This is a genomic window from Flavobacterium sp. TS_SC_5 (genome assembly GCF_056156265.1).
Genome location: NZ_CM149588.1, coordinates 3,117,656 through 3,144,255, shown reverse-complemented (window position 1 = coordinate 3,144,255; position 26,600 = coordinate 3,117,656). Strand labels below are relative to the sequence as shown.

At 34.1% G+C, this 26,600-nt stretch carries 19 protein-coding genes; 13 read left to right on the top strand and 6 right to left on the bottom strand.

The annotated features are described in order from the left end of the window. Positions 1-28: 28 nt before the first annotated feature. From porQ to AC0J6S_RS13530, 8 genes are all read left to right on the top strand, one after another. On the top strand, positions 29-1,048 hold the full coding sequence (porQ, locus tag AC0J6S_RS13565) for a type IX secretion system protein PorQ (protein ID WP_474954295.1): 1,020 nt from the start codon (positions 29-31) through the stop codon (positions 1,046-1,048). A 34-nt stretch (positions 1,049-1,082) separates the two neighbouring features. Beyond that, a complete protein-coding gene (gene cmk / locus AC0J6S_RS13560; protein ID WP_474954294.1) occupies positions 1,083-1,778 on the top strand; it encodes a (d)CMP kinase in 696 nt (231 codons plus the stop codon). A gap of 76 nt (positions 1,779-1,854) precedes the next feature. Beyond that, the gene (locus AC0J6S_RS13555; RefSeq protein WP_474954293.1) at positions 1,855-3,231 is read left to right on the top strand and encodes a nucleoside permease; all 1,377 of its coding nucleotides are present in this window, start codon (positions 1,855-1,857) and stop codon (positions 3,229-3,231) included. 387 nt (positions 3,232-3,618) lie between these two features. Next, positions 3,619-5,397 (top strand): 30S ribosomal protein S1, encoded by a 1,779-nt coding sequence (rpsA, locus tag AC0J6S_RS13550; RefSeq protein ID WP_474954292.1) that lies wholly within the window; start codon positions 3,619-3,621, stop codon positions 5,395-5,397. A 229-nt stretch (positions 5,398-5,626) separates the two neighbouring features. Further along, on the top strand, positions 5,627-6,181 hold the full coding sequence (locus AC0J6S_RS13545; RefSeq protein ID WP_474954291.1) for a fasciclin domain-containing protein: 555 nt from the start codon (positions 5,627-5,629) through the stop codon (positions 6,179-6,181). Between the two features lie 208 nt (positions 6,182-6,389). Further along, entirely contained in the window at positions 6,390-9,044 is a 2,655-nt protein-coding gene (locus tag AC0J6S_RS13540) for a gliding motility-associated C-terminal domain-containing protein (protein WP_474954290.1), read from the top strand. 31 nt (positions 9,045-9,075) lie between these two features. Then, entirely contained in the window at positions 9,076-10,011 is a 936-nt protein-coding gene (locus tag AC0J6S_RS13535) for a PorP/SprF family type IX secretion system membrane protein (RefSeq protein WP_474954289.1), read from the top strand. 10 nt (positions 10,012-10,021) lie between these two features. Continuing rightward, positions 10,022-12,151 (top strand): OmpA family protein, encoded by a 2,130-nt coding sequence (locus tag AC0J6S_RS13530; RefSeq protein ID WP_474954288.1) that lies wholly within the window; start codon positions 10,022-10,024, stop codon positions 12,149-12,151. A gap of 62 nt (positions 12,152-12,213) precedes the next feature. Here AC0J6S_RS13530 and pheT read toward each other — a convergent pair whose 3' ends face one another. Then, positions 12,214-14,634 (bottom strand): phenylalanine--tRNA ligase subunit beta, encoded by a 2,421-nt coding sequence (gene pheT / locus AC0J6S_RS13525; RefSeq protein ID WP_474954287.1) that lies wholly within the window; start codon positions 14,632-14,634, stop codon positions 12,214-12,216. A gap of 265 nt (positions 14,635-14,899) precedes the next feature. On the opposite strand from pheT, the gene AC0J6S_RS13520 reads away from it, so the two are divergent. The 3 genes from AC0J6S_RS13520 (at position 14,900) to AC0J6S_RS13510 (ending at position 17,948) form a co-directional block, all read left to right on the top strand. After that, positions 14,900-16,405, top strand: a complete 1,506-nt coding sequence (locus AC0J6S_RS13520) for an aldehyde dehydrogenase family protein (RefSeq protein WP_474954286.1) — start codon at positions 14,900-14,902, stop codon at positions 16,403-16,405. A 63-nt stretch (positions 16,406-16,468) separates the two neighbouring features. After that, positions 16,469-17,503 (top strand): alcohol dehydrogenase AdhP, encoded by a 1,035-nt coding sequence (gene adhP / locus AC0J6S_RS13515; protein WP_474954285.1) that lies wholly within the window; start codon positions 16,469-16,471, stop codon positions 17,501-17,503. Between the two features lie 70 nt (positions 17,504-17,573). After that, positions 17,574-17,948, top strand: coding sequence for a DUF779 domain-containing protein (locus AC0J6S_RS13510; protein WP_474954284.1), 375 nt, complete (start codon positions 17,574-17,576; stop codon positions 17,946-17,948). Between the two features lie 2 nt (positions 17,949-17,950). On the opposite strand, the gene AC0J6S_RS13505 is transcribed toward AC0J6S_RS13510, so the two are convergent. The 5 genes from AC0J6S_RS13505 to AC0J6S_RS13485 all read right to left on the bottom strand — a co-directional run bounded on the left by AC0J6S_RS13505 (position 17,951) and on the right by AC0J6S_RS13485 (position 25,460). Then, on the bottom strand, positions 17,951-18,877 hold the full coding sequence (locus AC0J6S_RS13505) for an AraC family transcriptional regulator (RefSeq protein ID WP_474954283.1): 927 nt from the start codon (positions 18,875-18,877) through the stop codon (positions 17,951-17,953). 77 nt (positions 18,878-18,954) lie between these two features. Next, positions 18,955-19,818, bottom strand: a complete 864-nt coding sequence (locus tag AC0J6S_RS13500; protein WP_474954282.1) for a bestrophin family protein — start codon at positions 19,816-19,818, stop codon at positions 18,955-18,957. A 28-nt stretch (positions 19,819-19,846) separates the two neighbouring features. Next, on the bottom strand, positions 19,847-21,160 hold the full coding sequence (locus tag AC0J6S_RS13495) for a TolC family protein (protein ID WP_474954281.1): 1,314 nt from the start codon (positions 21,158-21,160) through the stop codon (positions 19,847-19,849). Positions 21,161-21,237: 77 nt separating this feature from the next. Beyond that, positions 21,238-24,333, bottom strand: a complete 3,096-nt coding sequence (locus AC0J6S_RS13490; protein ID WP_474954280.1) for an efflux RND transporter permease subunit — start codon at positions 24,331-24,333, stop codon at positions 21,238-21,240. Between the two features lie 68 nt (positions 24,334-24,401). Further along, the gene (locus AC0J6S_RS13485) at positions 24,402-25,460 is read right to left on the bottom strand and encodes an efflux RND transporter periplasmic adaptor subunit (protein WP_474954279.1); all 1,059 of its coding nucleotides are present in this window, start codon (positions 25,458-25,460) and stop codon (positions 24,402-24,404) included. Positions 25,461-25,688: 228 nt separating this feature from the next. On the opposite strand from AC0J6S_RS13485, the gene AC0J6S_RS13480 reads away from it, so the two are divergent. Both AC0J6S_RS13480 and AC0J6S_RS13475 read left to right on the top strand, forming a co-directional pair. Beyond that, positions 25,689-25,814: a hypothetical protein gene (locus tag AC0J6S_RS13480; protein ID WP_395380172.1), complete on the top strand. Its 126-nt coding sequence runs from the start codon at positions 25,689-25,691 to the stop codon at positions 25,812-25,814. Positions 25,815-25,858: 44 nt separating this feature from the next. Then, entirely contained in the window at positions 25,859-26,452 is a 594-nt protein-coding gene (locus AC0J6S_RS13475) for a 2OG-Fe(II) oxygenase (RefSeq protein ID WP_474954278.1), read from the top strand. Positions 26,453-26,600: the final 148 nt, after the last annotated feature.

Here is a 26,600-nt window from a genome sequence, read left to right as displayed (position 1 = left end):
TTTATTTACACCAACTGCAGTTTAAAGCATGCTAAAAAAACTTATAGTATACTGTTTCCTTATGATTTGCGCTGTTTCACACAGTCAGATAGGGGGAAAGTATACGTATCAGTTTTTGAACCTGGTCACTTCTCCAAGACAGGCAGCTTTGGGAGGAAAAGTAATTACGATTTATGATGATGACGTCAATCAGGTTCATTTTAATCCGGCAACCATAAATGCAGAAATGGACAATCATCTGGCTTTAAATTATGGTAGTTATTATAAAGAAGTTACTTACGGAACGGCTTCTTACGCCTATAGATACGACCAGCATTTGCAAACTTTTCAGGCTGGTGTAAATTATGTAAACTATGGTAATTTTGAAGGCTTTGATGAAAACGGTCAACCTACATCAGAGTTTACAGGAAGTGAAATAGCCCTTTCTTTTGGGTATGCTTACAATATTCCGTACACCACTATTCACATTGGAGCCAGTGCAAAACTGATTTCTTCTAGTTTAGAAACCTATCATTCTTTTGGCGGAGCGCTTGATATTGGCGCTTTATTTATCGATGAAAGAAACGACGTAAATTGGGCTTTGGCTATTCGAAATATAGGAACGCAATTTTCAACTTATAATGGTACGAATGAGAAACTGCCGCTTGAAATCATCGCTGGAGTTTCACAGGAATTGGAAAATGTTCCTATTCGGTGGCATCTTACATTAGAAAATTTACAGCAGTGGAATATTGCTTTTTCAAATCCAGCCAGAGCAGAATCTTCATTTGACGGAGAATCCACCGAAGAAAAAGTATCCTTTATAAATAATGCTTTACGACACGTAATTGTTGGTGTTGAACTTTTTCCGAAAAAAGCATTTAACCTAAGAGTGGGATATAATTTTAGAAGAGCAGAGGAATTACGCCTTGTAGAACAACGGAATTTCTCAGGAGTTTCATTGGGATTTGGACTTAAATTAAATAAATTGAAATTCAATTATTCGTATTCCAGATATACATTGGCCGGAAATACAAGCTTATTTGGGCTGACAGTTAATTTCCAATAATTTTGATATAACATAGAACTTTAAATTTTACATTTTGAATAAAAAAATTACTATCGCAATTGATGGTTTCTCTTCTACAGGAAAAAGCACATTGGCTAAACAACTTGCGAATCATCTAGGATATATTTATGTAGACACGGGAGCGATGTATCGTGCCGTAACTTTATTTGCGATGCAAAATGGGCATATAAATGCGGAATCTTTTGATAAACAAACCTTGATTACTAGTTTACCAAATATAAAATTGCAATTCAAATTCAATGCTGATTTAGGTTTTGGCGAAATGTATTTGAATGGGGTAAACGTCGAAACCGAAATCAGGACGATTGAAGTTTCCAGTTTTGTGAGTAAAGTTGCCGAAGTTTCTGAGGTTCGTGCCAAATTAGTGGAACAACAGAAAGAAATGGGAAAAGACAAAGGAATTGTAATGGATGGCAGAGATATTGGTACAGTAGTTTTTCCAGATGCGGAGCTAAAAATATTCATGACCGCAAGTGCAACTACAAGAGCACAAAGGCGTTATGATGAACTGGTTGCAAAAGGCGATGCGGTCACATTTGAAGAAGTTCTCAAAAATGTGGAAGAGCGCGATTATATTGATACGCACCGTAAGGATTCTCCATTAGTTATGGCTGAAGATGCTGTAGAAATAGATAATTCACATTTGAATCGTGAGGAACAATTCAAGCTTGTTTTAGAATTGGTAAATGAAATTACTAAAACGATTTAATTAGTTGCAGATCTCATTTTTAATAGTAGATTTACGCCTTGTAAATTTTTTAAAATAAAAAATAACAATTCATCTCATGGGAATTAAGAATAGATTGGTAATAATGAGCTTTCTTCAGTTTTTTGTTTGGGGAGCTTGGTTGATTACCATTGCAAATTACTGGTTTGGAACAAAAAACTGGGAAGGAACTCAGTTTGGGTTGGTTTTTGGAACGATGGGAATTGCTTCATTGTTTATGCCAACACTGACCGGAATTATCGCTGACAGATGGGTAAATGCTGAAAAATTATACGGAATTCTTCATATTTTATATGCTGCGGTTTTATTCTATATTCCACAAGTTACCACTCCGGAAACCTTTATTTACATTATGCTTTTGGCAATGTGTTTTTACATGCCAACGATTGCCTTGAGCAATTCTATATCGTATACAGCATTAAAATTAAACAATAAAGATGTAATAAAAAATTTCCCACCCATTCGGGTTTGGGGAACAATCGGATTTATTGTTGCGATGTGGATTACTAATTTAACTGGAAATAAAGCAACTGAATATCAGTTCTATATAGCAGGTTTAGCCGCTGTAGTTCTGGGGATTTATTCTTTTACTTTACCAAAATGTAAACCACAGCGTTTATCAAAAGAGAATGCGTCACTAATGGAAACATTAGGTCTGGAGTCCTTCAAGTTGTTTGCCGATTATAAAATGGCTTTGTTTTTTGTTTTTTCTATGTTTTTAGGAGGGGCGCTACAATTAACTAATGCTTACGGAGATGTTTTCTTAGATGAATTTAAACATTTTCCAAAATATGCAGATTCCTTCGTTGTAGAATATTCAACGATTATCATGTCGATTTCTCAAATTTCAGAGACATTATTTATTCTTGCGATTCCTTTTTTTCTAAGACGTTTTGGAATCAAGCAAGTGATGTTGATTAGTATGTTGGCTTGGGTTTTGCGTTTTGGATTATTTGCATACGGAAATCCAACAGATGGGTTATGGATGATAATTATGTCTTGTGTGGTTTACGGAATGGCATTTGACTTTTTTAATATCTCAGGTTCATTATTTGTAGAAACGAATACAGATGCTAAAAATCGTTCTTCAGCGCAAGGATTGTTTATGATGATGACCAATGGTTTTGGTGCGGTTTTAGGAAGCTTTACTTCCGGATGGGCTATTGATAAATATTTTACTAAATCATTTAATAATACCACTGAGTTAGCTGGTTTTTTGGAAACAGAAACTACAAATTCAAAAATGCTAGAATTTGTAACTGGTCAAGGGAATGTAATAGGAGCTGATGGATTGTTTAGTAAAGTCATTTTTATGAAAGACTGGCATACGATTTGGCTGGCTTTTGCTATTTATGCGTTGATAATTGCCGTTGCATTTGCTATTTTATTCAAGCACAAACACAATCCTTTGGATGTTCAAAATGTAAGTCATTAAATCAGGATTTGAATAAATACAAACCCGATATTTTTTAGGAGATATCGGGTTTTTTTTGTTGAAAATTACCAATTGTAGTTAACTAGCCCCGAGTGAAGCGGCATCCTTTTACGCAGCTTCCAGCCCTTTGAAGGCTGGAAGCTGTGTAAAAGATACAGCGGAAAGCGGGAGCAGAGTTCCTAAAAAATCCAAAATGTTCTGCTCCTAATAATCAATATATTATCGAAACATAAATATTTTGGTATTTGATATAAATGTGTTACTTTTGCAGTCCTTTTGGTGAATAAGAGTTTCCTTTAGGGTTCAACTAATTATACAAACAACTTCTGCTGTTTTCTGGCACATTAAGAAACTCGAGAGAATACAGAATACAAATTTTTAATCAGCATGTCTGAACAAGTAAAATCACAAGAAGAGTTTTTAGCAAATTTTAACTGGCACAACTTTGAAGAAGGTATTGATGCAGTTGATCAAAAAAACTTAAAAGAATTCGAAGAACTAGTTTCAAAAACTTTTATTGCTACAGATCAAGAAGAAGTAGTTGATGGTACAGTTGTTAGAATTACAGATAGAGACGTTATCGTTGATATCAACGCAAAATCGGAAGGTGTTATTTCATTGAACGAATTCCGTTACAACCCAGCATTAAAAGTAGGTGATACTGTTGAAGTATTGATTGACATCCGTGAGGATAAAACTGGTCAATTAGTGTTATCTCACAGAAAAGCACGTACTATCAAATCATGGGATAGAGTTATTTCGGCTAACGAAACAGGAGAAATCGTTAATGGTTTTGTAAAATGCAGAACTAAAGGTGGTATGATCGTTGACGTTTTTGGAATTGAAGCGTTTTTACCAGGATCTCAAATTGATGTTAAGCCAATTAGAGATTACGATGTATATGTAAACAAAATGATGGAATTCAAAGTTGTGAAAATTAACCACGAATTCAAAAACGTTGTTGTTTCTCACAAAGCGCTTATTGAAGCGGATATTGAAATTCAGAAAAAAGAAATCATCGGTCAATTGCAAAAAGGACAAGTATTAGAAGGTGTTGTTAAAAACATTACTTCTTATGGTGTCTTTATTGACTTAGGTGGAGTTGATGGATTAATTCACATTACTGACCTTTCTTGGAGTCGTATTAACCACCCAAGTGAAGTTCTTGAATTAGACCAAAAATTAAACGTTGTAATCCTTGATTTCGATGACGAAAAAACAAGAATACAATTAGGATTGAAACAATTAAACGCTCACCCTTGGGATGCTCTAGATGCTAAATTAGCAATTGGAGACAAAGTAAAAGGTAAAGTAGTTGTAATCGCTGATTATGGTGCATTTATCGAAGTTGCTGAAGGTGTTGAAGGTTTGATCCACGTTTCTGAAATGTCTTGGTCTACTCACTTACGTTCTGCTCAAGATTTCGTAAAAGTAGGGGATATTGTTGAAGCTCAAATTTTAACTTTAGACAGAGATGACCGTAAAATGTCATTAGGTATCAAACAATTGTCTCAAGATCCTTGGACTGATATCACTGCTAAATACCCAGTAGGTTCTAAACATACAGGTATCGTTAGAAACTTCACAAACTTTGGAATTTTCGTAGAATTAGAAGAAGGAATTGATGGATTAATTTACATCTCTGACTTATCTTGGACTAAGAAAATCAAACACCCATCTGAATTTGTAAACGTTGGTGAAAAACTTGACGTAGTAGTATTAGAATTAGATGTTGACGGACGTAAATTATCTTTAGGTCACAAACAAACTACTGCTAATCCTTGGGATCAGTATGAAGATTCTTTCGCAGTTGGAACTATCCACAACGGTGAAATTTCTGAAATCGTTGACAAAGGAGCTACTGTAGAATTCGGAGATGATATCGTTGCTTTCATTCCTACTCGTCACCTTGAAAAAGAAGACGGAAAGAAATTGAAAAAAGGAGAATCAGCTGATTTCAAAGTAATCGAATTCAACAAAGAATTCAAAAGAGTAGTTGCATCTCACACTGCTATCTTCCGTGAAGAAGAAGAGAAAAATGTGAAAACAGCTACTGAAAACACTTCATCTAACTCATCTACAAATGCACCAGCTGCAACTTTAGGTGACAACAATGATATGTTAGCTGCATTGAAAGCTAAAATGGAAAAATCAGAGAAAAAATAATTTATTGAAATTTTTTGAATATAGAAAGCTCCGCAATTTGCGGAGCTTTTTTTTGTTTAAAAGTTTGAGCAGCAGAACATTTTTACTTTATCTCATTTTCACAATAGTAAAAAAAAATAGCTTTCAAATAGTTTAAAATCAGTATTTTAAAAAATATTTACAATTTTTTTAAAACCAAAAGTACTTATTGTGCGTAAATGCTTTGTATAACTTAATAAAAACAGATTTTATGAAAACTAGAAAATTTTTATCTATTGCATTATTTACAGTAGTATTGGGAGCAACTTCTTTCGCTCAAAAAACAGTAAGGGTTGGTGGAGCTGCGATGTATCCTTCTAAAAATATTGTTGAGAACGCAGTAAATTCAAAAGATCATACCACTTTAGTTGCAGCAGCAACAGCAGCCGGTTTAGTTGAAACATTACAAAGTAAAGGTCCATTCACAGTTTTTGCACCAACAAATGCAGCGTTTGATAAATTACCTACAGGAACTGTAACTACATTGTTAAAACCAGAAAACTTAAAAATGTTGCAAACTATACTTACGTATCATGTTGTGGCAGGAAAAATGAATGCTTCGGATATTGCTAAAGCTATCAAAATGGGCAATGGAAAAGCTACAATGAAAACAGTAAGTGGTGGAACTTTGACTGCTTGGATGAAAGGTAAAGATTTATACATCACTGATGAAAATGGTGGAAAATCTAAAGTAACAATTGCTGATGTTAACCAATCTAACGGTGTGATTCACGTTGTTGACGCTGTTGTATTACCAAAAAAATAATTTTTTATAGAGGTTGAAATTTGTTAATTTTTAGAGCCTTGTAATTATTTGTAGGGCTCTTTTGTATTATGTAAAGTCCTTATTCTAATTTAGGAAGCAGAATATTAAGTAATATGCTTATTATTCAAAAACTTAAGGGATTTTAATTTTAGAAAAAAGTATGTAAAAATCGTATGAAAATGTTTATTTTTGGTAAAATGAAACATTTATGATTATAAAATTACCCTTAATTAGAGTTAAACACCTTTATTGTTTTTTTTCTTTTTTTCTTTTTATTTTTTGTACCTATGATGCCTATGCACAATGTTCAGGAATTGCTGGAAATGATGATAACAGCATAATTATTTGCGATATTTCAAACGTATCTAGTACAGCTATAGATTTGAATTTGCAATTAGGTTCTCATATTTCTGGCGGAACTTGGAAAGATGATGATAGATCAGGAGGATTAAATAGAACGACGGGAATTCTTAATGCTCAGTTAATTAAGAAAAGTGGTATCTATAAATACACGTATACTGTTTCGGATGGGTTAGGTTGTACAGATTCGGCGGTTATATCCATAACAGTAGGTGGATATACAGGAGTACCGGGGTCCAATGCTTCAATTTGTAATACCAAACAAGCTTATAATTTATTTGAGGCTTTTAATGGTGATTTTTTAGCGCCACAACTGGGTGGTACTTGGGTTGGAAATACAAGTAATGTAGGCTTAAATAATAATATACTGGATGCTACAAATTTAAATCCTGGTAGTACTTACGAATATACGTATTCAATACCAGCTATTGGTTCTTGTGCAGCGCCTCCAGAAGTTAAAATTTTTGTAACAATTTATCGATCGCCACAGCCTGGAACTCCGTATGATTTGAATTTGTGTTCCAATGAACTAAGTGCTTACACCAATTTTAATTTAAACGATCAACTAATAGGGGAGGATAGTAACGGTATTTGGACTGAGACTGTAACGGATGAAATCGACAATAACGACGATACTGATTCCACTATTAATATCCAAAATATTTATAATACCAAAGGACCTGGGACATATCGTTTTACTTATACAGTATTCACGGATAATAATGTTTGTGATGATCAGTCATCAAGTGTAGATATTACCATTGAAAAACAACTCGATTATACAGGAGCAACTTTAACTGTCAATACACCCATTTGTGAAAAAGAAATTGCAGTAACGGCTTTTTCGGCAACTTTAAAAGATGTTGTGAATATTCCAGATGGAAGTTATAGCGTTACGTATATCATATCAGGTATTGGATCGCCAATAACAACTATTCAAAACTTTTCAAATAATGTTTTGACTTTTCCAATTGCTTCTAATAATTTTTCTGTTCCCGGAAATTACACTATCACGGTTACAAATATTGTCAGTGGCACATCACTTAATATTTGTAATAATATAATTCCTTTAATTTCGGGAGTGATTAAAATTAACCCAATTCCTAAAATCAATAACGCTACACTTACTATTGCTCCAGTTTGTCAAACTTCTGACGCCGTAGTAGAATTTTCGGGGACCTCCAATCTTACTGACGGAAGTTATACTATTGTTTATAATTTATCTGGAAGTAATATAGCCACGGCACAATCGACTGTTATCAACGTTACCGGTGGACTTACTTCATTTTTTATACCAACAGGTTTAATTCCAAATATTGGTACTACAACAATTGCAATTACAAATATCAGAAATCTCACTACCGGCTGTACCAATATGACAACCTTGTCTAAAGATTTTGTTGTTAAAGCATTGCCAGATGTAACCAATTTAGTAGTTACTATTAAAGATGTCTGCCAAAATCAACCTGTCACTGTGGAACTCTCAGGATTAGGGAATTTAACATCTATTTTTTTAAGCTATACTCTTTCAGGTGCTAATAACAGTGCTTCGCAAATAGTAACCTTAGCAGTGAATTCTGGAAAAGCTAATTTTGTAATGCCGGTAACTAATCTTCCTAACACAGGCAGTACTTCATTTACGATTACTGACCTTACTAATGTAAATAATGGTTGCTCAGCAATAATAAATCCAAATTCTAAGAGCTTTTTAATAAATGTAATACCAAACAATCCAACAGTTACGAATCAGGAATTTTGTAAAGTTGATAACGCTACTGTTGCCAACTTAGTTCCAAATGGTTCGCAATACCGATGGTATAATTCATTGACAAGTACGACTGCTCTAAATAGTAGCGCACTATTGGTATCAGGTAATTATTATGTAAAAGAAATAAATTCTGTTACAGGATGTGAATCCGGGCTAGAAATGATAGCAATTGTAATAAATGAATTGCCAACACCAATTTTAAATCCAGATGGTGAAAACTTTTGTGGATTAGATAATCCTACAATTCAAAATTTATCTGATAATGTTACTACTAACGGTACTTTAGTTTGGTTTGATGGTGCAGTAAGTGGAAATCAATTGTCTGCCAATACATTACTTCAAGATAGCGGTATCTACTACGGATTTGATTCTACGACTGCTAATAATTGTTTGTCAACAAATCCATTACAAGTTACTGTATCCCTTACAAATTGTAATGTTACGGCTGATTTCTTTATACCTGATGGATTTTCACCAAATGGGGATGGCGTAAATGAAACATTTAGCATTCCAGATATTGATTTTTTATATCCTAGTTATACATTGGAAATTTTCAATCGATATGGAAATTTGATGTACACCGTAAATAAAAACAAACCGGATTGGGACGGGACAGTATCGGATTCTAGTACTGACATCAATGGAAAAGCGCCAAATGGAGTTTATTTTTATGTTATTAATTTTAATAAAAGTAACACTTCACCAAAACAAGGACGACTTTATTTAAATCGTTAATGGTTCTTTACAAGTTAAAAACAAATTTTAAATGAAAAAAACACTACTATTTTTAAGTTTTTTCTTAATTATAATTAAAGTATCAGCACAACAGAATCCACAATACACACAATATATGTTCAATATGAATGTGCTAAATCCTGCTTATGTTACAGGAGTTGAATCCACTTTAAATCTTGGAGCTCTATATAGAACGCAATGGGTAGGAGCCGTTGGCGCCCCAAAAACATTGACTCTTTTTGCCCATATGCCAGTAAACAAAAAAGTTGAAGTTGGTTTCTCATTAATTTCGGATGATATTGGAGACGGTGCTAAAAAAGAGAATAACTTTTTTGCAGATTTTGCTTATTTGTTAGAATTCAATAATAATCATAAATTATCTCTAGGATTAAAAGCGGGTTTAACATCCTTAGCAACTAATTTTAATGGGTTTGTTTTTGAAAGTGGCAATGCTTCAACAGATTTAGCATTTTCTGAAAATATTAATGATGTCATGCCAAATATTGGTATCGGAGCATTTTACTTCACGGAAGAGTACTATGTAGGTTTATCAGCACCTAATTTGCTTGCTACAAAACACATTGAGGACCGTTCAGGAATTAACTCTTTTGGCTCAGAAAATATTCATGTATTTCTAACTGGTGGTTATGTTTTTGATATCTCGCATTCATTCAAATTTAAACCATCTTTTATGTCAAAATATGTTAAAGGCGCACCAATTTCACTAGACCTTTCTGCTAACGTTCTATACAATGACCAATTTGAATTTGGAGCTGCATATCGATTTGGAGATTCAGTAAGTGGTATGATGAATGTAAAAGCAACGCCTAACATCAGAGTTGGATATGCCTATGATTACAATACGTCTAATCTGGGGCAATTCAATTCTGGAACACATGAAATTTTTGTATTGTTTAATTTGGATTTATCTAGTAAAGGATATGATAAGTCGCCAAGATTTTTCTAACATATAAAATATGAAAAAAATAGTACTGATTTTAATCGTATTTTCAATACAATTAATAAACGCGCAAGAACAAGATTTAAAAAGAGCCAATCGTTTTTTTGATAGAACTTTTTATAATGAAGCTATTCCCTTGTATGAATCCATTATTCGAGAAAACAGTTCAGTAACGGTTGTTAAGAACCTGGCTGATAGTTATTATTTCACGAGTGATTTTGCAAATGCACAGCGCTATTACAAACTATTGATAAATAATTATAGTAAAGATCTAGAAGAAGGGTATTATTTTAAATATTCCCAAACTTTAAAAGCTACTGGAAATTATAAAGCTGCTAATTCAGTTATGAGAAACTATTTTTCTTCATTAACGGATCAAAAATTTTTGATTGACTTTGAAAAAGAGCTAGTCAACCTAGAAAATGTTTCTGCTATTGGTGATCGATTCGAAATAAAAAATTTAGGGATAAATACGCCAAATTCTGAATTTGGAGCAGTGTCAGAGAGAGGCAATTTAGTGTTTTCGGGAGTAAAAAAGAAAGCAGGTTTATTTGATAAAATGTATAAATGGAATGGTGAAACGTATTTGAATTTAATTTCAATTCCTTTGAAAAATATAAATTCCAGTGATTCAATTGTAAATTATTTTTCTAAAGAAATAAATACTTCCATGCACGAATCTAACGCTGTATTCACCAAAGATGGAAAGACAATCTATTTCACTAGAAATAATTATAAAAAAGGAAGAAGAGGTAAGAATAAAGACAAAGTTTCAAACCTTCAAATTTTTAAGGCTCAATATGTTAATGATAAATGGACAAATATAGTTTCGTTACCATTCAATAGTGAAAATTATTCTACAGAACATCCAGCATTGAGTACTGATGAGAAAACTTTATACTTTGCATCCGACATGCCAGGATCACTAGGATCTTTTGACATTTTTTCAGTATCAATAAGTGGTGATGCATATAGTACTCCCCAAAATTTAGGTAATCTAATTAATACTTCCAAAAAAGAACAATTTCCTTTTATTTCAAAAGACAATAAATTATATTTTTCGTCAAATGGACATGAAGGTTATGGATCGTTGGATGTTTTTGTTTCGCAGTTGCAAAATAACGTATTCTTAAAAGCAGAAAACGTAGGTTTGCCTCTAAATTCGGGATATGATGATTTTGCTTTTTACATAGATTCAGAGTATAATGAAGGTTATTTTTCATCCAATCGATTAGGAGGAAAGGGTAGTGATGATATTTATTCTTTAAAAGAGGTAAAGAAATTACTAATAGAGGATTGTAAGCAATTTATTTCCGGTATCATTTCAGATGTAGATACAAAATTATCATTAGAGAATACTGTAGTTGTTTTACAAGATTCTGATGCAATAGAATTACAAAGAATTTTAACATCTGCAGACGGTGCATTTAATTTTACAGTTTCTTGTGAAACAGAATTTAAAGTAAATGCATCCAAAGAAAATTATACCAACAGTTTCAAAATAGTTGCTCGTAGCAAAGAAAGAAATAAGAGGAATGATGCCTCAATGGAATTAAAATCCATGGAAGAAATAGCAAGAGCAGCGCAATTGATTCTTGATGAACAGAATAAAACAGAATTAGCTGCCTTAGCCTTGAAGAAAAAAGAAGCAATTTTAGCGCAGGAGCAAAACAAAAAAGATCTTGTAATAGCAGCCAAAAAAGATAAAGATTTAGCCGAAGCTAAGAAGAAAGAAAAAATAGAAGCAATTGTAGCGAATGAAAAAGATGTAGTTCAAGAAAAAAATAGATTAATCATTAAAACAGATCCGATCTATTTTGACTATAATTTGTGGTATATCAGAAAGGATTCAAAACCTATTTTGAACAGAGTTGTTGAATTAATGAAAAAATATCCTGAAATGGTTATTGAAATTGGTTCGCATACAGATAGCAGAGGTAACAATACGTTTAATATGAATTTGTCATCCAGAAGAGCGCAAGCAACAAAAACTTACTTTCTGGAACAAGGAATACCTTCTAAACGAATTCTTGCTAAAGGATATGGGGAGACGGTCCAAAACATAAAATGTATTCCTGAGGACTCTTGTACTGAAGAGCAACATGAGTTAAACAGACGTAGCGAATTTGTAATTAAAAGCATATAAAAACAAAATCCCGATTCTAATTTTAGAATCGGGATTTTATATATTATAAAAAAAAATAGAAATTATCTTAAACTTGCTCCAAGTTCAGTTTCAAAATTCTTTTGCAGTTTGCTCATAATTTTGTCAATTTGAACATCCGTCAACGTTTTTGAGTTGTCTTGTATAGTGAAACTCAATGCATAAGATTTTTTACCTTCGGGAAGATTCTGTCCTTCGTATACATCAAATAAATCGATATCTTTTAGTAATAATTTCTCGGTTTGACGGGCAATATTATAAATGCTTTCGTACGTAACATTTTGATCTACTAACAAGGCTAAATCTCTACGAACTTCAGGGTATTTCGGAATTTCAGCGTATTTAATTTTCGTAGAAATTTTCTTTAAAATTACATCCCAATTAAAATCAGCATAAAATACTTCTTGCTTTATCCCAAAATGTTTTAAAATAGATTTTTTTACTACTCCTAATTCAACAATTGTTTCATTACCAATTTCAATAGCTATTCCTTCAGAAAAAATATCCGAAGTTTCCGGAGTATTTTGGATTTTTTCTAAACCTAATCTTGAAAGTATTCCAGATACATATCCTTTGAACAGAAAGAAATCAGACGTTTTTTGTACGCTAGTCCAGTTTTCTAGATTTCTATTACCAGTAAGGAATAAACTCAAATGTTTTTTCTCTTCGTAACCAGCAAGATAATTATGATATGTTTTTCCAAATTCGAATAGTTTCAAATCAGCATTTTTACGATTGATGTTATACGAAACTGCTTCCAATCCTGAAAATAACAAAGATTGACGCATTGTGGATAAATCAGCACTTAGCGGATTAAGCATCGTCACATTGTGTGCGACATTCAATTCGTCCGAAAGTGTAGCATAAGTAGCCGTAGTCAATGAATTTGCCATCATTTCATGAAAACCCTGAGAATTCAATTGAGTGGCAATCGTATTTTGAATTTTGTAATCTTCGTTTCTAGGTGAATTCGAAACCGTGGCATTTAACTTTATAGAAAAATTAATGTTGTTGTATCCGTATACTCTTAATATTTCCTCGATTACATCAATTTCTCTTTGTACATCCACACGGTAAGATGGAATAGTCAATCCCAATCCTGCATCTGAAACGCTATTCACTTTAATATCTAAAGAAACTAATATTTTCTTAATGGTATCTTTTGGAATTTCCTGACCAATAATTTTTGCGACTTTACTAAAGTTTAAGAAAACAGAAAAATCTTCAATTTTCTTAGGATACATATTCATAACATCAGATGTTATTTCGCCTCCAGCTACTTCTTGAATCAATATTGCAGCACGTTTCAAGGCGTATTCCGTAATAGTTGGGTCAATTCCTCTCTCAAATCGGAAAGAGGCATCAGTATTTAATTGATGTCTTTTAGCTGTTTTACGAATGCTTACCGGATTGAAATAAGCACTTTCTAAAAATATAGAATTGGTGCTTTCTGAAACTCCTGATTTTTTCCCGCCAAAAACACCTGCAATACATAAAGGTCCTTTTTCATCACAAATCATCAAATCTTCTTCGTGTAAAGTTCTTTCGATATCATCAAGTGTAGTAAATTTGGTTCCTGCAGGAAGAGTTTGAACTACAATTTTCCCATTAATTTTTGCAGCATCAAAAGCATGAAGTGGTTGACCTAATTCGTGTAAAACATAATTGGTTACATCCACAATATTATTTTTTGGATTTAATCCAATAGCTTTCAATCTGTTTTGCAACCAAACCGGAGATGGTTTAACCTCAATACCAGAAATTGTCACCCCGCAATATCTTGGGGCAAGTTTAGGTTCTTTTACATCAATGTCAATTTTTAGAGTTCTTTTGTCGACTCTAAAATTACTTACGGATGGTGTAATCAATTCTACGTTGACACCACTTTGCAGCATTCCGGCTCTTAAATCGCGTGCAGTTCCCAAATGACTCATTGCATCGGCACGATTGGGTGTTAATCCAATTTCGAATACTTCATCATTTTCAATTTTGAAAACTGTGGCCGCTGGAGTTCCAGGTAATAAGGCATCATCCAATATCATAATTCCGTCGTGGCTTTCACCAAGACCTAATTCATCTTCGGCACAAATCATTCCGTGACTTTCCTGTCCGCGTATTTTTCCTTTTTTTATTGAAAAAGCGACTCCTTCTTTATCATATAGTGTCGTTCCAATAGTAGCAACCGGAACTTTTTGCCCTGCGGCAACATTACTGGCACCACATACAATTTGTACAGGAACGCCATTCCCTAAATCAACGGTAGTTATTTTTAATCTATCGGCATCCGGATGTTGAATACAAGTAAGAACATGTCCCACAACAATGCCTTCTAATCCGCCTTTTACCGATTGGTATTTTTCAACAATTTCTACTTCCAGACCTAAGTCAGTAAGTAAAGCTGCAGTTTCCTCAGATTTCCAGTCTATTTTAATGAATTGTTTTAACCAGTTGTAAGATATTTTCATCTGTAAATTTTAATGAGATTGCAAATATAAGGATTGCTTATTGGAGTAAGAAACAATTTTTTTGGTTTTTTTGTGTCAGATTTGGGCTAATTACTACTGGAATTAAATGTTAATATTATATTATAAGCCATAATTAAATGTGAATTAAATAATAAAATTAGGTTAAAAAAATACATATGAAAATTTAATGCTATTAGTTGAATGAATTGTGCTATGAAAAGAAGAATTAGCAAACTAAATTTGAGAAAAATAAAAATTTAACGATATGGATAACGTAGTACAAAGACCTGAATTTAAGGCTAAATATGATAATTATATAGGTGGAGAATTTGTTGCACCAGTAAATGGTAACTATTTTGATGTAATTTCTCCTATTGATGGAAAAGTATTTACACAAGCTGCTCATTCAAGTAAAGAAGATTTAGAGCTGGCTGTTGATAAAGCACATGAAGCTTTTCAGACATGGGGAAAAACATCTGTAACTGAACGTAGTAATTTGTTAAATAAAATTGCGCAGGTTATGGAAGATAATCTGGAATATCTTGCAACTGTTGAGACGATTGATAACGGAAAAGCAATTCGGGAGACATTAGCGGCAGATATGCCTTTAGCAATTGATCACTTCCGCTACTTTGCTGGAGTTATTCGTGCTGAGGAAAGCTCTATTACCGAGTTAGATTCGCAAACCGTTTCCATCGCTTTAAGTGAACCTTTGGGAGTAATTGCTCAGATTATTCCTTGGAATTTCCCCATATTAATGGCAGTTTGGAAACTTGCTCCGGCAATAGCTGCAGGAAATACTGTAGTTTTAAAACCAGCTGAAAGTACCCCAATTTCTATTTTGATATTAATGGAATTAATAGGAGATATTCTTCCTCCCGGAGTTATCAATATCGTAAATGGTTTTGGTGCTGAACTTGGAAGAACTTTGGTAACTAACAAAAAAGTCTCGAAAGCAGCTTTTACAGGTTCAACGCCAACAGGTCGCTTAGTGATGCAATATGCAACTGAAAATATTATTCCGGTAACATTAGAATTAGGTGGGAAATCTCCAAATATTTTCATGAAATCAGTTGGTGACGCTGATGATGATTTCTTCGATAAAGCTGTAGAAGGTGCTGTAATGTTTGCTTTAAATCAAGGTGAAATTTGTACCTGTCCGTCTCGATTATTAGTTCACGAAGATATTTATGATAAATTTATAGCTCGTGTAATTGAAAGAACAGAAGCAATTAAAATGGGTAATCCATTGGACAAAACCACGATGATGGGAGCTCAAACTTCATTGGTACAAAAAGAAAAAATTCTATCGTATATAAAATTAGGAAAAGAAGAAGGTGCAGAAGTTCTAACGGGTGGTGAAGAAAATCATCTGGAAGGGAATTTAGCGGAAGGGTATTATATCAAACCGACACTTTTCAAAGGGCACAACAAAATGCGTATTTTTCAGGAAGAAATTTTTGGACCCGTTTTAGCGGTTACTACTTTCAAAACCACTGAAGAAGCGATAGCTATTGCAAATGATACGATGTATGGTTTAGGAGCTGGACTTTGGACACGTGACGCACACGAGATTTATCAGGTTCCAAGAGCGATTCAAGCTGGTCGTGTATGGATTAATCAATACCATTCTTATCCTGCAGGAGCACCTTTTGGAGGGTACAAACAATCCGGAATTGGTCGTGAAAATCACAAAATGATGTTAGGTCACTACCGTCAAATTAAAAATATGTTGATTTCTTACGATAAAAAGAGATTAGGTTTCTTTTAGAAATATTATAATAATCAAAAAAAGTAAGTTTTTTAACTTACTTTTTTTTAAAATTTTAAAATTATGTTACCAAAAACGATGAAGGCAGCAGTGATTAGGGAATTTGGATCAATTTTGAAAATTGAAGAGGTAGAAGTCAAGCGTCCGGGTAGAAATGAGATCTTGGTAAAAGTTATCGCCAGTGGAGTTTGCCATACTGACTTGCATGCTATTGAAGGAGACTGGCCAGTAAAACCAAAAATGCCATTAATTCCCGGTCATGAAGGCGTGGGTTATGTTGTTGCTGTAGGACAGGATGTGAAAAATGTAAAAGAAGGAGATGCAGTAGGTGTGCCATGGCTTTACAGTGCCTGTGGGGGTTGTGACCAATGTATAACTGGTTGGGAAACGTTGTGTGATACTCAGCAAAACGGAGGGTACAGTGTAGATGGAAGTTTTGCAGAATATGTGATTGCCGATGCAAGATACGTTGGGCATTTACCTTCAAATGTGAATTTTTTGGAGATGGCACCTATCCTTTGCGCAGGCGTCACTGTTTATAAAGGATTAAAAGAAACGGAAGTTAAACCAGGGGAATGGGTAGCTATTTCTGGAATAGGTGGGTTAGGTCACGTTGCGGTCCAATATGCAAAAGCTATGGGAATGCATGTTGCCGCCATTGATATTTCGGATGATAAATTAGAGTTAGCAAAAAAATTAGGCGCTGATTTAGTAATAAATGCTAAAAATCAAAATCCTGGAGAATTTCTTAAAAAAGAAGTTGGTGGGATGCATGGAGCTTTAATTACAGCTGTTTCACCAATCGCATTTAAACAAGGATTGGAAACTTTACGAAGAAAAGGAACAATGGCGCTAAATGGCCTTCCTCCCGGAAATTTTGATTTGTCCATTTTTGACACTGTTTTGAATAGAATTACAATTCGTGGTTCAATTGTGGGTACTCGTAAAGATTTACAGGAAGCAATTCAATTTGCTGTTGAAGGTAAAGTAAAAGCAACTGTAACACCTGCAAAGTTAGAAGATGTAAACGATGTTTTTGATAAAATGAAAAAAGGACAAATTGAAGGTAGAGTTGTTCTTGAAATTGCTAAGGCATAACGCTTTAATCAGAAAGTAAAAAAACCTGTTTTTCGCAGGTTTTTTTACTTTTTTAATTCATTATAATTTGATGACAAAAAGAATTGATGCAACAGAAAAAGCAATAGAATTAATCAAAATTTTACAGGAGAAGCATGGAGATTTAATGTTTTACCAAGCTGGAGGTTGTTGTGAAGGAACGCAGCCACAATGTTTTGAAAAAGGAGGTTTTTATCAAAGATTGGGTGATGTTTGTATTGGTTCAATCGAAAATACAGAGTTTTGGGTAGATAAGGATTTGTTTGAATATTGGAAACATGCTCATTTTACTTTGGATGTTATGGATGCATTTGGCGTTGGAGGATTTTCATTAGAAACACCTTTGAAAAAAACATTCCGAATCGAATATAGAATTTTCACTCCTGAAGAAGAATTATCGCTTGAACCCGTAACGTATATTGAATAAATCTAATTGATTACGTACAATAATTGGTATTGTTTTGGAGTAATTCCTTCATGTTTTTTAAACAAACGAATAAAATAATTACAATCATCAAATCCGGATAAATAACAAACTTCATTAATTTGTATCGAGGGATTTTTGAGCAATTGTTTGGCGCATCTTATTTTCTCGCCAATCACAAATTCGATAGGACTCATACCTAATTCTCTTTTGAAAAGTCTATAGAAGGAAGTAGAGCTCATACACGCTTTTTCACTTAGATTTTTCATGCTGATATTTTCCTTTAAATTCAATCGAATAAATTCTACCACTTGTGTGATTGGATTTCTTGGGTCGGCAAATAAGCCATCGTCAATTGCTTTTGCAGTTTGCGTCTGAATAATCCGAATCAGTAATTCCTGTAGAGTCAAATCGGCTAAAGCATCTTTTGTAATAGAGGTACTCATGCATTCTTTGATCAATTTATTAATGGTTGTTGCTAATTCCACATTATTGTAAAAGAAATAATTTTGGTAATCCAATTGCCAAAATTGGTTTTTTCCTTCTTTTGGATACCGTTCGTTCAAAAACTGCAAAGTATCGGTAATTTTAGTTTGGTCTATCGCCAAAGCCAAACACTGCGTAGGATTATTTTTTGAAGCTTCCGGAAAATCTATTTTCATTTCCACATTCGAAGGAATCACAACGGTTTCACCAGGTAAATAAACAAATCCGGGATCATCAAAAAGATACATTACTTTTTTGCCTCGTAACATGCTGGTCACCACAAAATCATTAAACTTCAAAGGAACCAATGCTGAAGATTCATAAGTCTCAAAAAGATTCAGCTCACAATGGTTTAGAGAGTAAACTGTTCTATTTTCGACTAAAGTTTTTAATGATTTCTCGTTGGATAAAAGAGGTGGATTTATAAGAGCACGGTTACTATTCATATATTTTAAACTTTAAAAAAAGACAAAGTTTAAATTTAATAAAAAATAATTAGAATCAGAACACGGTTTGACAAAAATTAAAGTAACTCTTCTACATGTTTTTTTATGTTCTCAGCAATTTTATGTGTAGGTAAATCATTAGCATCCGTACCAAAAGGATCTTCAATTTCCTCCGCAATTAACTCTAAACTCGCCAAAACATAAAAAATAAATACTACTACAGGAATGACAAAATACCCTAAACTAATGGCATATCCAAAAGGAAGTGTAAGTACATAAAAAAATATAAATTTCTTAAAAAAAGCACTGTAAGAATAGGGAATAGGCGTGTTTTTAATTCGTTCGCAAGCGCCGCATATATCAGTAAACGATTTTACTTCTTCGTTTAAAATAATCAGTTGATCACCCGTTATTTTTTTAGAATCGTATAAGTCATTAATCTTTTGAAACAACATTTTAGCGACTTGATTGGGTTTGTGTTTGTGATGATCAATTTCTAAATCGACATCATCAAATAACTGTTTGCCGGTTTCCTCATCTTTTAAATGTTTGTTTAAAATAGAAGCGTAGCTGGGAATTAATTTTCTGAAGAAAGCTAAATCTTTTTCATCTGTTAAAATGACGGATAGTTTAATAGCAAAATTACGACTGTTATTCACTAACGCACCCCACATTTTTCGTCCTTCCCACCATCGGTCGTAGGCAGTATTAGTTCTGAAAACCAGCAGTAACGAAATCACGAAACCAAGCATTCCGTGCATAAGAGTAATGTTTTTTACATAACTTTTATCAGTCAATTTCCAGTATTCTACTTCTAGATATCCTATTATCCCAGAATAAATTGCGATGGCAAACATTATCGGCAGTAATGTTCTAAAGGTGTCTGATTTCTGTAATTTAAAAATAAAATTAATCCAGTCTTTTGTATTGTATGAAATCATTTAAGATGCTTTTTTTAACAAAAGTAAATCAAAAAATAAGATTTCCTGCCAATTCTCGAAGTGCAATTTCAGATAATTTTCCTTGAAATTGAGCATTGCTGTAGCGTACTTTGGCGTTCACATAATTCAATTGTGCGGTTCTAAATTCTAAAGTAGTGATGGTTCCGATGCGAAATTTGTCTAAAGTTATGTTCAAATTTTGTTTGGCAATCAATTCATTATTTTCTTCTAAAGCAATCAATTCTAAATTGGTTAAATAAGTCTGATAAGAAGTCGCCAGCTGCGAGTTTAAAACCAAATTTTGCTGATCTATATTTAACTTCGAATTTTCAATTTGAATCTTGGCGATTTTCTCATTTCTATTTTGTGCAAAACCATCAAATATATTAAGTGAAGCACTAAAACCATAGTTCAAGCCTCTTGATTGCGATTGTGCCACGAACCCAAGGCTGGATTGACTTTCTGAAAAATTATAGGCGCTATTTACGCGAACAGTAGGGTAACGTCCAGCTTTAATTTGCTTTAATTCTAATTCGGCTACTCTCTTATTAATAATTTGAGTTTCTAATTGTGGATTTTGTTTTTCCGCTAAAGCTCTTAATTCTGGTAGTAAAAGTAAGGAATCTACTTTCAGAACGTCAATAACTTTGAAATCTGTGGCAACATCTCTGGCCAACAGTTGATTTAATAAAATTTTACTGTTGGCATACAATTCTTTTTGTCTTAATAATGCGACCTGATCCGTATTCAAATCCACTTGGGCATTCAAAACTTCTAATTTTGAAGCTTTTCCAATCGTAAATCTATTTTGCGCCAAAGTCAATCGCTGGTTTGAAATAACGATTGTCGTGTCTAGTGCCGCTAATTGTTGTTGCTGCTGTACTAAATCATAATACGCGGCATTCACATCGCTGATTCTTGTGATTACGGTTAATTTTAATTGTGCTTCGCCCAATTTTTGCAACTCCTTCAACTGATCCATTCGGGCAAACATGCGCATACCATCAAAAATGGTCCAATCTAATCCAACGCCATACGTCAAACTATTGTTTTTGGCATTGTCTAATTTTGTTTCAGTTCCGTCCTGACGCGTTTGTGAACTGTTTTGAATACTGTTATTATCAAGTATATTAGCGGTAACAGTAGGCAACATTCCGGCATTTCCAATGGCTACATTTGTTTTTTGAATAGTCAAATTATTGGTTGCAATTTTTATTTCGTAATTGTTTTCCAAAGCTATTTTAACTGCGCTTTCTAACGTCAGTACTTCCTGCGCACTAGCTGTTGCAGCGCAGAACAAGATTAGTATAAAGCTTTGAAAAAGTATTTTAGTATGTATCATAATTATATTTTTTTGACTCGGATCACTATTTATTCAAATGAATATTTTTAACCCAAATCATCAGCATTCCCTTAAAATTAGTTGAAATCTTTTTCATATTCTTCAATATGATCAAATTCGGGATAGTGTTTTCTGGCTCTTGACCACATCAAATACATTGCTGGAATAACGAACAACGTTAACACTAAAGAGAAAATAGTTCCACCTACAATAACAACTCCCATTCCAATTCTACTGGTTGAAGCCGCTCCAAGTGACATTGCAATCGGCAATGCTCCTAATGAAATGGCCAAACTAGTCATTAAAATTGGTCGTAATCTCGCTTCCGAAGCTTCTAATATGGCTTCTAATTTTGGTTTGCCTTGTTCCCGAAGCTGGTTCGCAAACTCTACAATCAGGATTCCATTCTTGGTTACCAAACCAATAAGCATTACGGTTCCAATTTGGCTGAAAATATTCCAAGTCTGGTCAAACAACCACAAGGAGAATAAAGCTCCCGCAACGGCCATGGGCACGGTCAGAATAATAATGAAAGGATCAATAAAACTTTCAAATTGTGCCGCCAAAATTAAAAATATCAACAGCAAGGCCAGTCCAAATGCAAAAGCAGTATTCGAACTACTTTCGACAAAATCCCGGGATTCTCCACCTAAATCAGTGGTAAAGGTATCGTCAAGAACTTTCGCTTTTATTTCATTCATTGCATCAATTCCATCGCTGATACTTTTGCCCGGAGCAAGACCGGCAGAAACAGTTGCCGCCATATACCTGTTGTTGTGGTACAATTGTGGCGGATTACTTTTTTCTTCAATAGTTACCACATTGTCCATTTGAATTAATTGTCCCATGTTATTTTTCACAAACATAGACGTTAAATCCAATGGTTTAGAACGGTCTTTCTGGTCAAATTGTCCAATAACCTGATATTGTTTTCCATTTCTCATGAAATAACCAAAACGCTGTCCGCTCAAGGAAAGCTGTAACGTTTGTGCAATATCAATCACTGAAATTCCCAAACTTTCTGCTTTCTCTCTGTCAATGGTGACATTAACTTCTGGTTTGTTGAATTTTAAATTCACATCACTAACCGCAAAAGTTGGGTTTTTAGCAACTTCATCCATGAAAACAGGAATTTTTTCTTCCAGTTTTTTAAAGTTTGTTGCTTGAATAATGTATTGGATTGGCAATCCACCACGTCGGTTTACGGCAATTGTTGGTTGCTCAATTACGGAGGTTTTTGCATCAGGATATTGCTTCGTCCATTTGGTCAGTTTCTCGGCAATTTCTTTCTGTGAATCAGTTCTTTCATTTGGTTGCACCAACGATACCCGAATAAAACCACTGTTTACCGATGAAGAGCCAAAACCTGGAGATGTAATAACCAAGGCTACTTTTTTGCCCGGAATCGAGTCATCAACTAACTTTGAAACTTCCTGCATAAAGCGATCCGTATATTCATAGGAGGAACCTTCAGGTGTTGTCATTCTTAAAACAAAACCACTACGATCGTCATACGGTGCGGTTTCTTTTTGCAAAAGGTTAAAAAACAAATAAATTAATCCAAAACAGGCAATCAATATAGGGAAGCTCAACCATTTTTTCTTCATAAAACGGCTTAATGAACTCGCGTAACCACTGTTTAGTTGTTGAAAGTAAGGTTCCGTTCGAATGTAGAATTTTGATTTTTTTTGCTCGCCGCCTTTCATCAAATAAGCGTTTAACATCGGAGTTAATGTCAGCGATACAAAAGCCGAAATTAGAACCGCTGCGCCAATGACGACGCCAAATTCCCTAAACAGTCGCCCGACAAATCCTTCGAGGAAAATTACCGGAAGAAAAACCGCGGCTAAGGTGACTGAAATCGAAATTACCGCAAAGAATATTTCGTTAGATCCTTTGATGGCTGCCTCGATAGGCGTCATGCCTTCTTCTACTTTTTTGAAAATATTCTCGGTGACCACAATTCCATCATCAACCACAAGTCCGGTTGCCAGAACGATTGCCAAGAGAGTCAGTACATTTATAGAGAAACCAAAAAGCCACATGATAAAGAACGTAGCAATCAGCGAAACAGGAATATCAATCAATGGTCTGAAAGCAATCGCCCAATCCCGGAAGAATAGATAGATAATCAAAATTACCAAAACAATAGAAATTCCTAATGTTTCCGCTACTTCAATAACTGATTTTTTTACAAAAATAGTATTGTCAATGGCGATATTCAATTTGATATCTTTTGGTAAATCCTTTTTTAGTTTTTCGAATTCCTTATAAAAAGCAGTAGAGATATCTAAGTAATTCGCTCCCGGAAGTGGCACAATGGCAACACCAACTAATGGCGTTCCGGATTGTGTCATTTTGGTTTCTGTGTTTTCTGGTCCTAGGGTTGCTAATCCTACATCGCTGAAACGTACTACTTTTTCACCTTCAGTTCGGATAATAATATTGTTAAATTCTTCAGGAGTAGAAAGGTTTCCAACTGTTTTTACCGTCAATTCGGTGTTGTCACCAGTTAGTTTTCCCGAAGGCAACTCCACATTTTGCTTATTCAACGCATCTCTCACTTCCGATACAGTACATCCATAAGAAGCCAGTTTAACCGGATCAATCCACAAACGCATCGCATATCTTTTTTGTCCCCAAATTTGAACTCCACTTACGCCGGGAATAGTCTCGAGACGTTGTGAAATTACATTTTCAGCATAATCACTTAGTTCTAGCGCATTACGGGTATCACTTTGCACGGTCATCGAAATGATGGCATCACCATTTGCGTCAGCTTTCGAAACTACCGGAGGAGAATCAATGTCTTGAGGAAGATTTCTAACGGCTTGTGATACTTTATCACGAACATCATTAGCAGCATCTTCCAGATTTTTATCCAGATTAAATTCGATTGTAATATTGCTGCTTCCCTGCGCACTGGAAGATGTTACATTTCTAATTCCGTCAATGGAATTAATTGCTTTTTCAAGCGGTTCTGTAATTTGGGATTCGATGATATCAGCATTTGCACCGGCATAATTCGTTCGGATAGAAACTTGTGCCGGATCAATAGAAGGAAATTCTCGAACTCCCAGAAAAGTGTAACCAATTAAGCCAAACAAAACGATGGCTAAATTGATAACTATGGTGAATACGGGTCTTCTAATACTTGTTGTGGATAAACTCATTTAGATTTTAGATTTTTGATTGCTAATTTTAGATTTTTGATTGCTAGGAACTAATCTAATATCTCAATCTATTTTATTAGAACTTTTACAGGAGTTTCGTTCTTTAGTGACATTACACCACTTGTAATCACGGTATCACCCGCTTTCAAACCAGAAAGTACCAGAATAGAAGCATCTGTTCGTGTTGCGGTTTCTATCATCACTTCTTTGGCCTGACCATTACTGGCGATAAAAACTTTTTTACCGTTTTGAACAGGAATAATGGCTTCTGTAGGAACAACAATCGCATCTTTTATGATATCCAATGGCAATTCGACATCAGCAAATGTTCCGGGTAATAATTTTCCGCTTTTATTTTCGGCAATTGCACGAACTTGTAATGTTCTGGTAGCAACAGCCACTTCAGGTTCGATTGCGTATACTTTGGCAGTATATTTTTCATCAGAACCAGCGACTTTAAACGTTAAGGTTGTATTTGTTTTTACCTGACTGGCGTATTTTTCAGGAATCGAAAAAGTAATTTTTAATTTTCCGGTGTTCACTAATTTTGCCACTAAAATGGCTGGTGTGATGTAGGTTCCCGGTGAAATAGAACGCAATCCTATTCTTCCTGAAAAAGGCGCTCTGACGGATGTTTTGGCTATTTGCGCTTTTATCAATTGACTTTGGGCTTGTGCCGATTTTAAATCAGCGCGAGCCAAATCATATTCTTCTTGGCTGATGGCCTCTTTTTGCAGTAATAATTTGGCTCGTCTTTCGTTTTCTGAAGCCAATCCTTCCCTGGTGGAAGTTTGTCTCAATTGAGCTCTTAATTCTAAATCATTTACTTTAAAAAGTACTTGACCTTTACTTACGTTGCTGCCTTCTTGAAAATAAATACCTTCTACAATTCCTGAAACTTCACTTCGAATTTCGACTTGTTCATTAGCTTCAATAGAGCCGGAAAGGGATAAGTTGTTATCAAAAGTTTCATATTCAACTACGATTCCGTTTACGCTCATCGATTTGCCTTTTCCTTTTGGGTCTTTTGAATCTTCATTTTTACTTTTGTTTTCTGAAATTCTGTAACCGATAAATCCAATGATTCCAATTGTTAGCACGGCATAAACTAGGTATTTAATTTTCATGGGTTTAATATAAAGTAGGATTAGTTTTCAATAATTTTAGTTAAAACAAATTTAGGTTTTAGAAACGGGAATTGTGATCTTGTTAATTTTTATTTAACGTTTGTACATACAAATATTAACATATAAAATTGTCTTATCTGTCAAATAATACAATTCATTACAAATAATAGCTTTTAGGACTCCTAAAATTGCAAATGGTTTAATCATGAAGTAAAAAAATGAATTTTTATGCAAGAATTAAGTGCGAAAGATCAAGAGCAAAATTCAATAATGACTGTTTTTATTGCAGAAAGTATAAATTTAGTTTTTAATTTTTTATTTATTACATATTCAGACGCTAACGGATTTGATTAGTGTACCTTGTCCCGTTGGCGGTATTTTCAGTCAATGCAAAAGTCATGGAAAATAGCTTTGAGGATTTAATTGCCTCATATATTGAGAGTAAAGTAGGCATATCGGAACATTTTTTAAGCACTGATTTAGCCAATAATTTAAAACAAAACTTGATTACTCTAAATCAAAAAAGCCTCCTGAAAGATGCTGGAGTTGGAAATTCACAAAAGGTTTCTTATGATAGTGCTATACGCAGCGACTCTATTTATTGGTTGGATAAAAAGCACAACAATGTATTCGAAAATGAGTTTTTTGCTCAAATCGAAGCCTTTATTGTTTATTTGAACCAAAGTTGTTATGCCGGAATAACGGGTTATGAATTTCACTACTCTTTATATGAATCGGGAGATTTTTATCTGAAGCATTTGGATCAATTCAAAAATAATTCTGGTCGAAAATACTCTATGATTAGCTATTTAAATAGCAATTGGCAGGAAAGCGATGGTGGCGAGCTACTCATTCATCAATTAGACCAAAATTTGAAAATTGCTCCTACGCATGGTAAAACAATTTTCTTCAAGAGCGACGAATTAGTCCATGAAGTTTTAGTTACCCAAAATACCAGAATGAGTATTACGGGTTGGTTGAAAATCGATTAATTCCTACAAAAAATACATTCATTGGGATGGATTTTTTTCAAGCAACTCCTTTACAAGTCCTAATAGGTTAAGAACTTCTACAACTTTACATCTACCTAAGTTGCTTCTTCATTCTTCAATATTCTGTACATATTGAATGCTTTAGTTA

Excerpts from the sequence above, each read along its gene's own strand:
- AC0J6S_RS13530 (WP_474954288.1), top strand. The coding sequence starts at position 10,022 with ATGAAAAAAATAGTACTGATTTTAATCGTATTTTCAATACAATTAATA.
- porQ (WP_474954295.1), top strand. The coding sequence starts at position 29 with ATGCTAAAAAAACTTATAGTATACTGTTTCCTTATGATTTGCGCTGTT.
- AC0J6S_RS13495 (WP_474954281.1), bottom strand. The coding sequence starts at position 21,160 with ATGATACATACTAAAATACTTTTTCAAAGCTTTATACTAATCTTGTTC.
- AC0J6S_RS13490 (WP_474954280.1), bottom strand. The coding sequence starts at position 24,333 with ATGAGTTTATCCACAACAAGTATTAGAAGACCCGTATTCACCATAGTT.
- AC0J6S_RS13475 (WP_474954278.1), top strand. The coding sequence starts at position 25,859 with ATGGAAAATAGCTTTGAGGATTTAATTGCCTCATATATTGAGAGTAAA.
- pheT (WP_474954287.1), bottom strand. The coding sequence starts at position 14,634 with ATGAAAATATCTTACAACTGGTTAAAACAATTCATTAAAATAGACTGG.
- AC0J6S_RS13520 (WP_474954286.1), top strand. The coding sequence starts at position 14,900 with ATGGATAACGTAGTACAAAGACCTGAATTTAAGGCTAAATATGATAAT.
- AC0J6S_RS13485 (WP_474954279.1), bottom strand. The coding sequence starts at position 25,460 with ATGAAAATTAAATACCTAGTTTATGCCGTGCTAACAATTGGAATCATT.
- AC0J6S_RS13545 (WP_474954291.1), top strand. The coding sequence starts at position 5,627 with ATGAAAACTAGAAAATTTTTATCTATTGCATTATTTACAGTAGTATTG.
- AC0J6S_RS13505 (WP_474954283.1), bottom strand. The coding sequence starts at position 18,877 with ATGAATAGTAACCGTGCTCTTATAAATCCACCTCTTTTATCCAACGAG.
- rpsA (WP_474954292.1), top strand. The coding sequence starts at position 3,619 with ATGTCTGAACAAGTAAAATCACAAGAAGAGTTTTTAGCAAATTTTAAC.
- adhP (WP_474954285.1), top strand. The coding sequence starts at position 16,469 with ATGTTACCAAAAACGATGAAGGCAGCAGTGATTAGGGAATTTGGATCA.
- AC0J6S_RS13540 (WP_474954290.1), top strand. The coding sequence starts at position 6,390 with ATGATTATAAAATTACCCTTAATTAGAGTTAAACACCTTTATTGTTTT.
- AC0J6S_RS13510 (WP_474954284.1), top strand. The coding sequence starts at position 17,574 with ATGACAAAAAGAATTGATGCAACAGAAAAAGCAATAGAATTAATCAAA.
- AC0J6S_RS13535 (WP_474954289.1), top strand. The coding sequence starts at position 9,076 with ATGAAAAAAACACTACTATTTTTAAGTTTTTTCTTAATTATAATTAAA.
- AC0J6S_RS13500 (WP_474954282.1), bottom strand. The coding sequence starts at position 19,818 with ATGATTTCATACAATACAAAAGACTGGATTAATTTTATTTTTAAATTA.
- AC0J6S_RS13555 (WP_474954293.1), top strand. The coding sequence starts at position 1,855 with ATGGGAATTAAGAATAGATTGGTAATAATGAGCTTTCTTCAGTTTTTT.
- AC0J6S_RS13480 (WP_395380172.1), top strand. The coding sequence starts at position 25,689 with ATGCAAGAATTAAGTGCGAAAGATCAAGAGCAAAATTCAATAATGACT.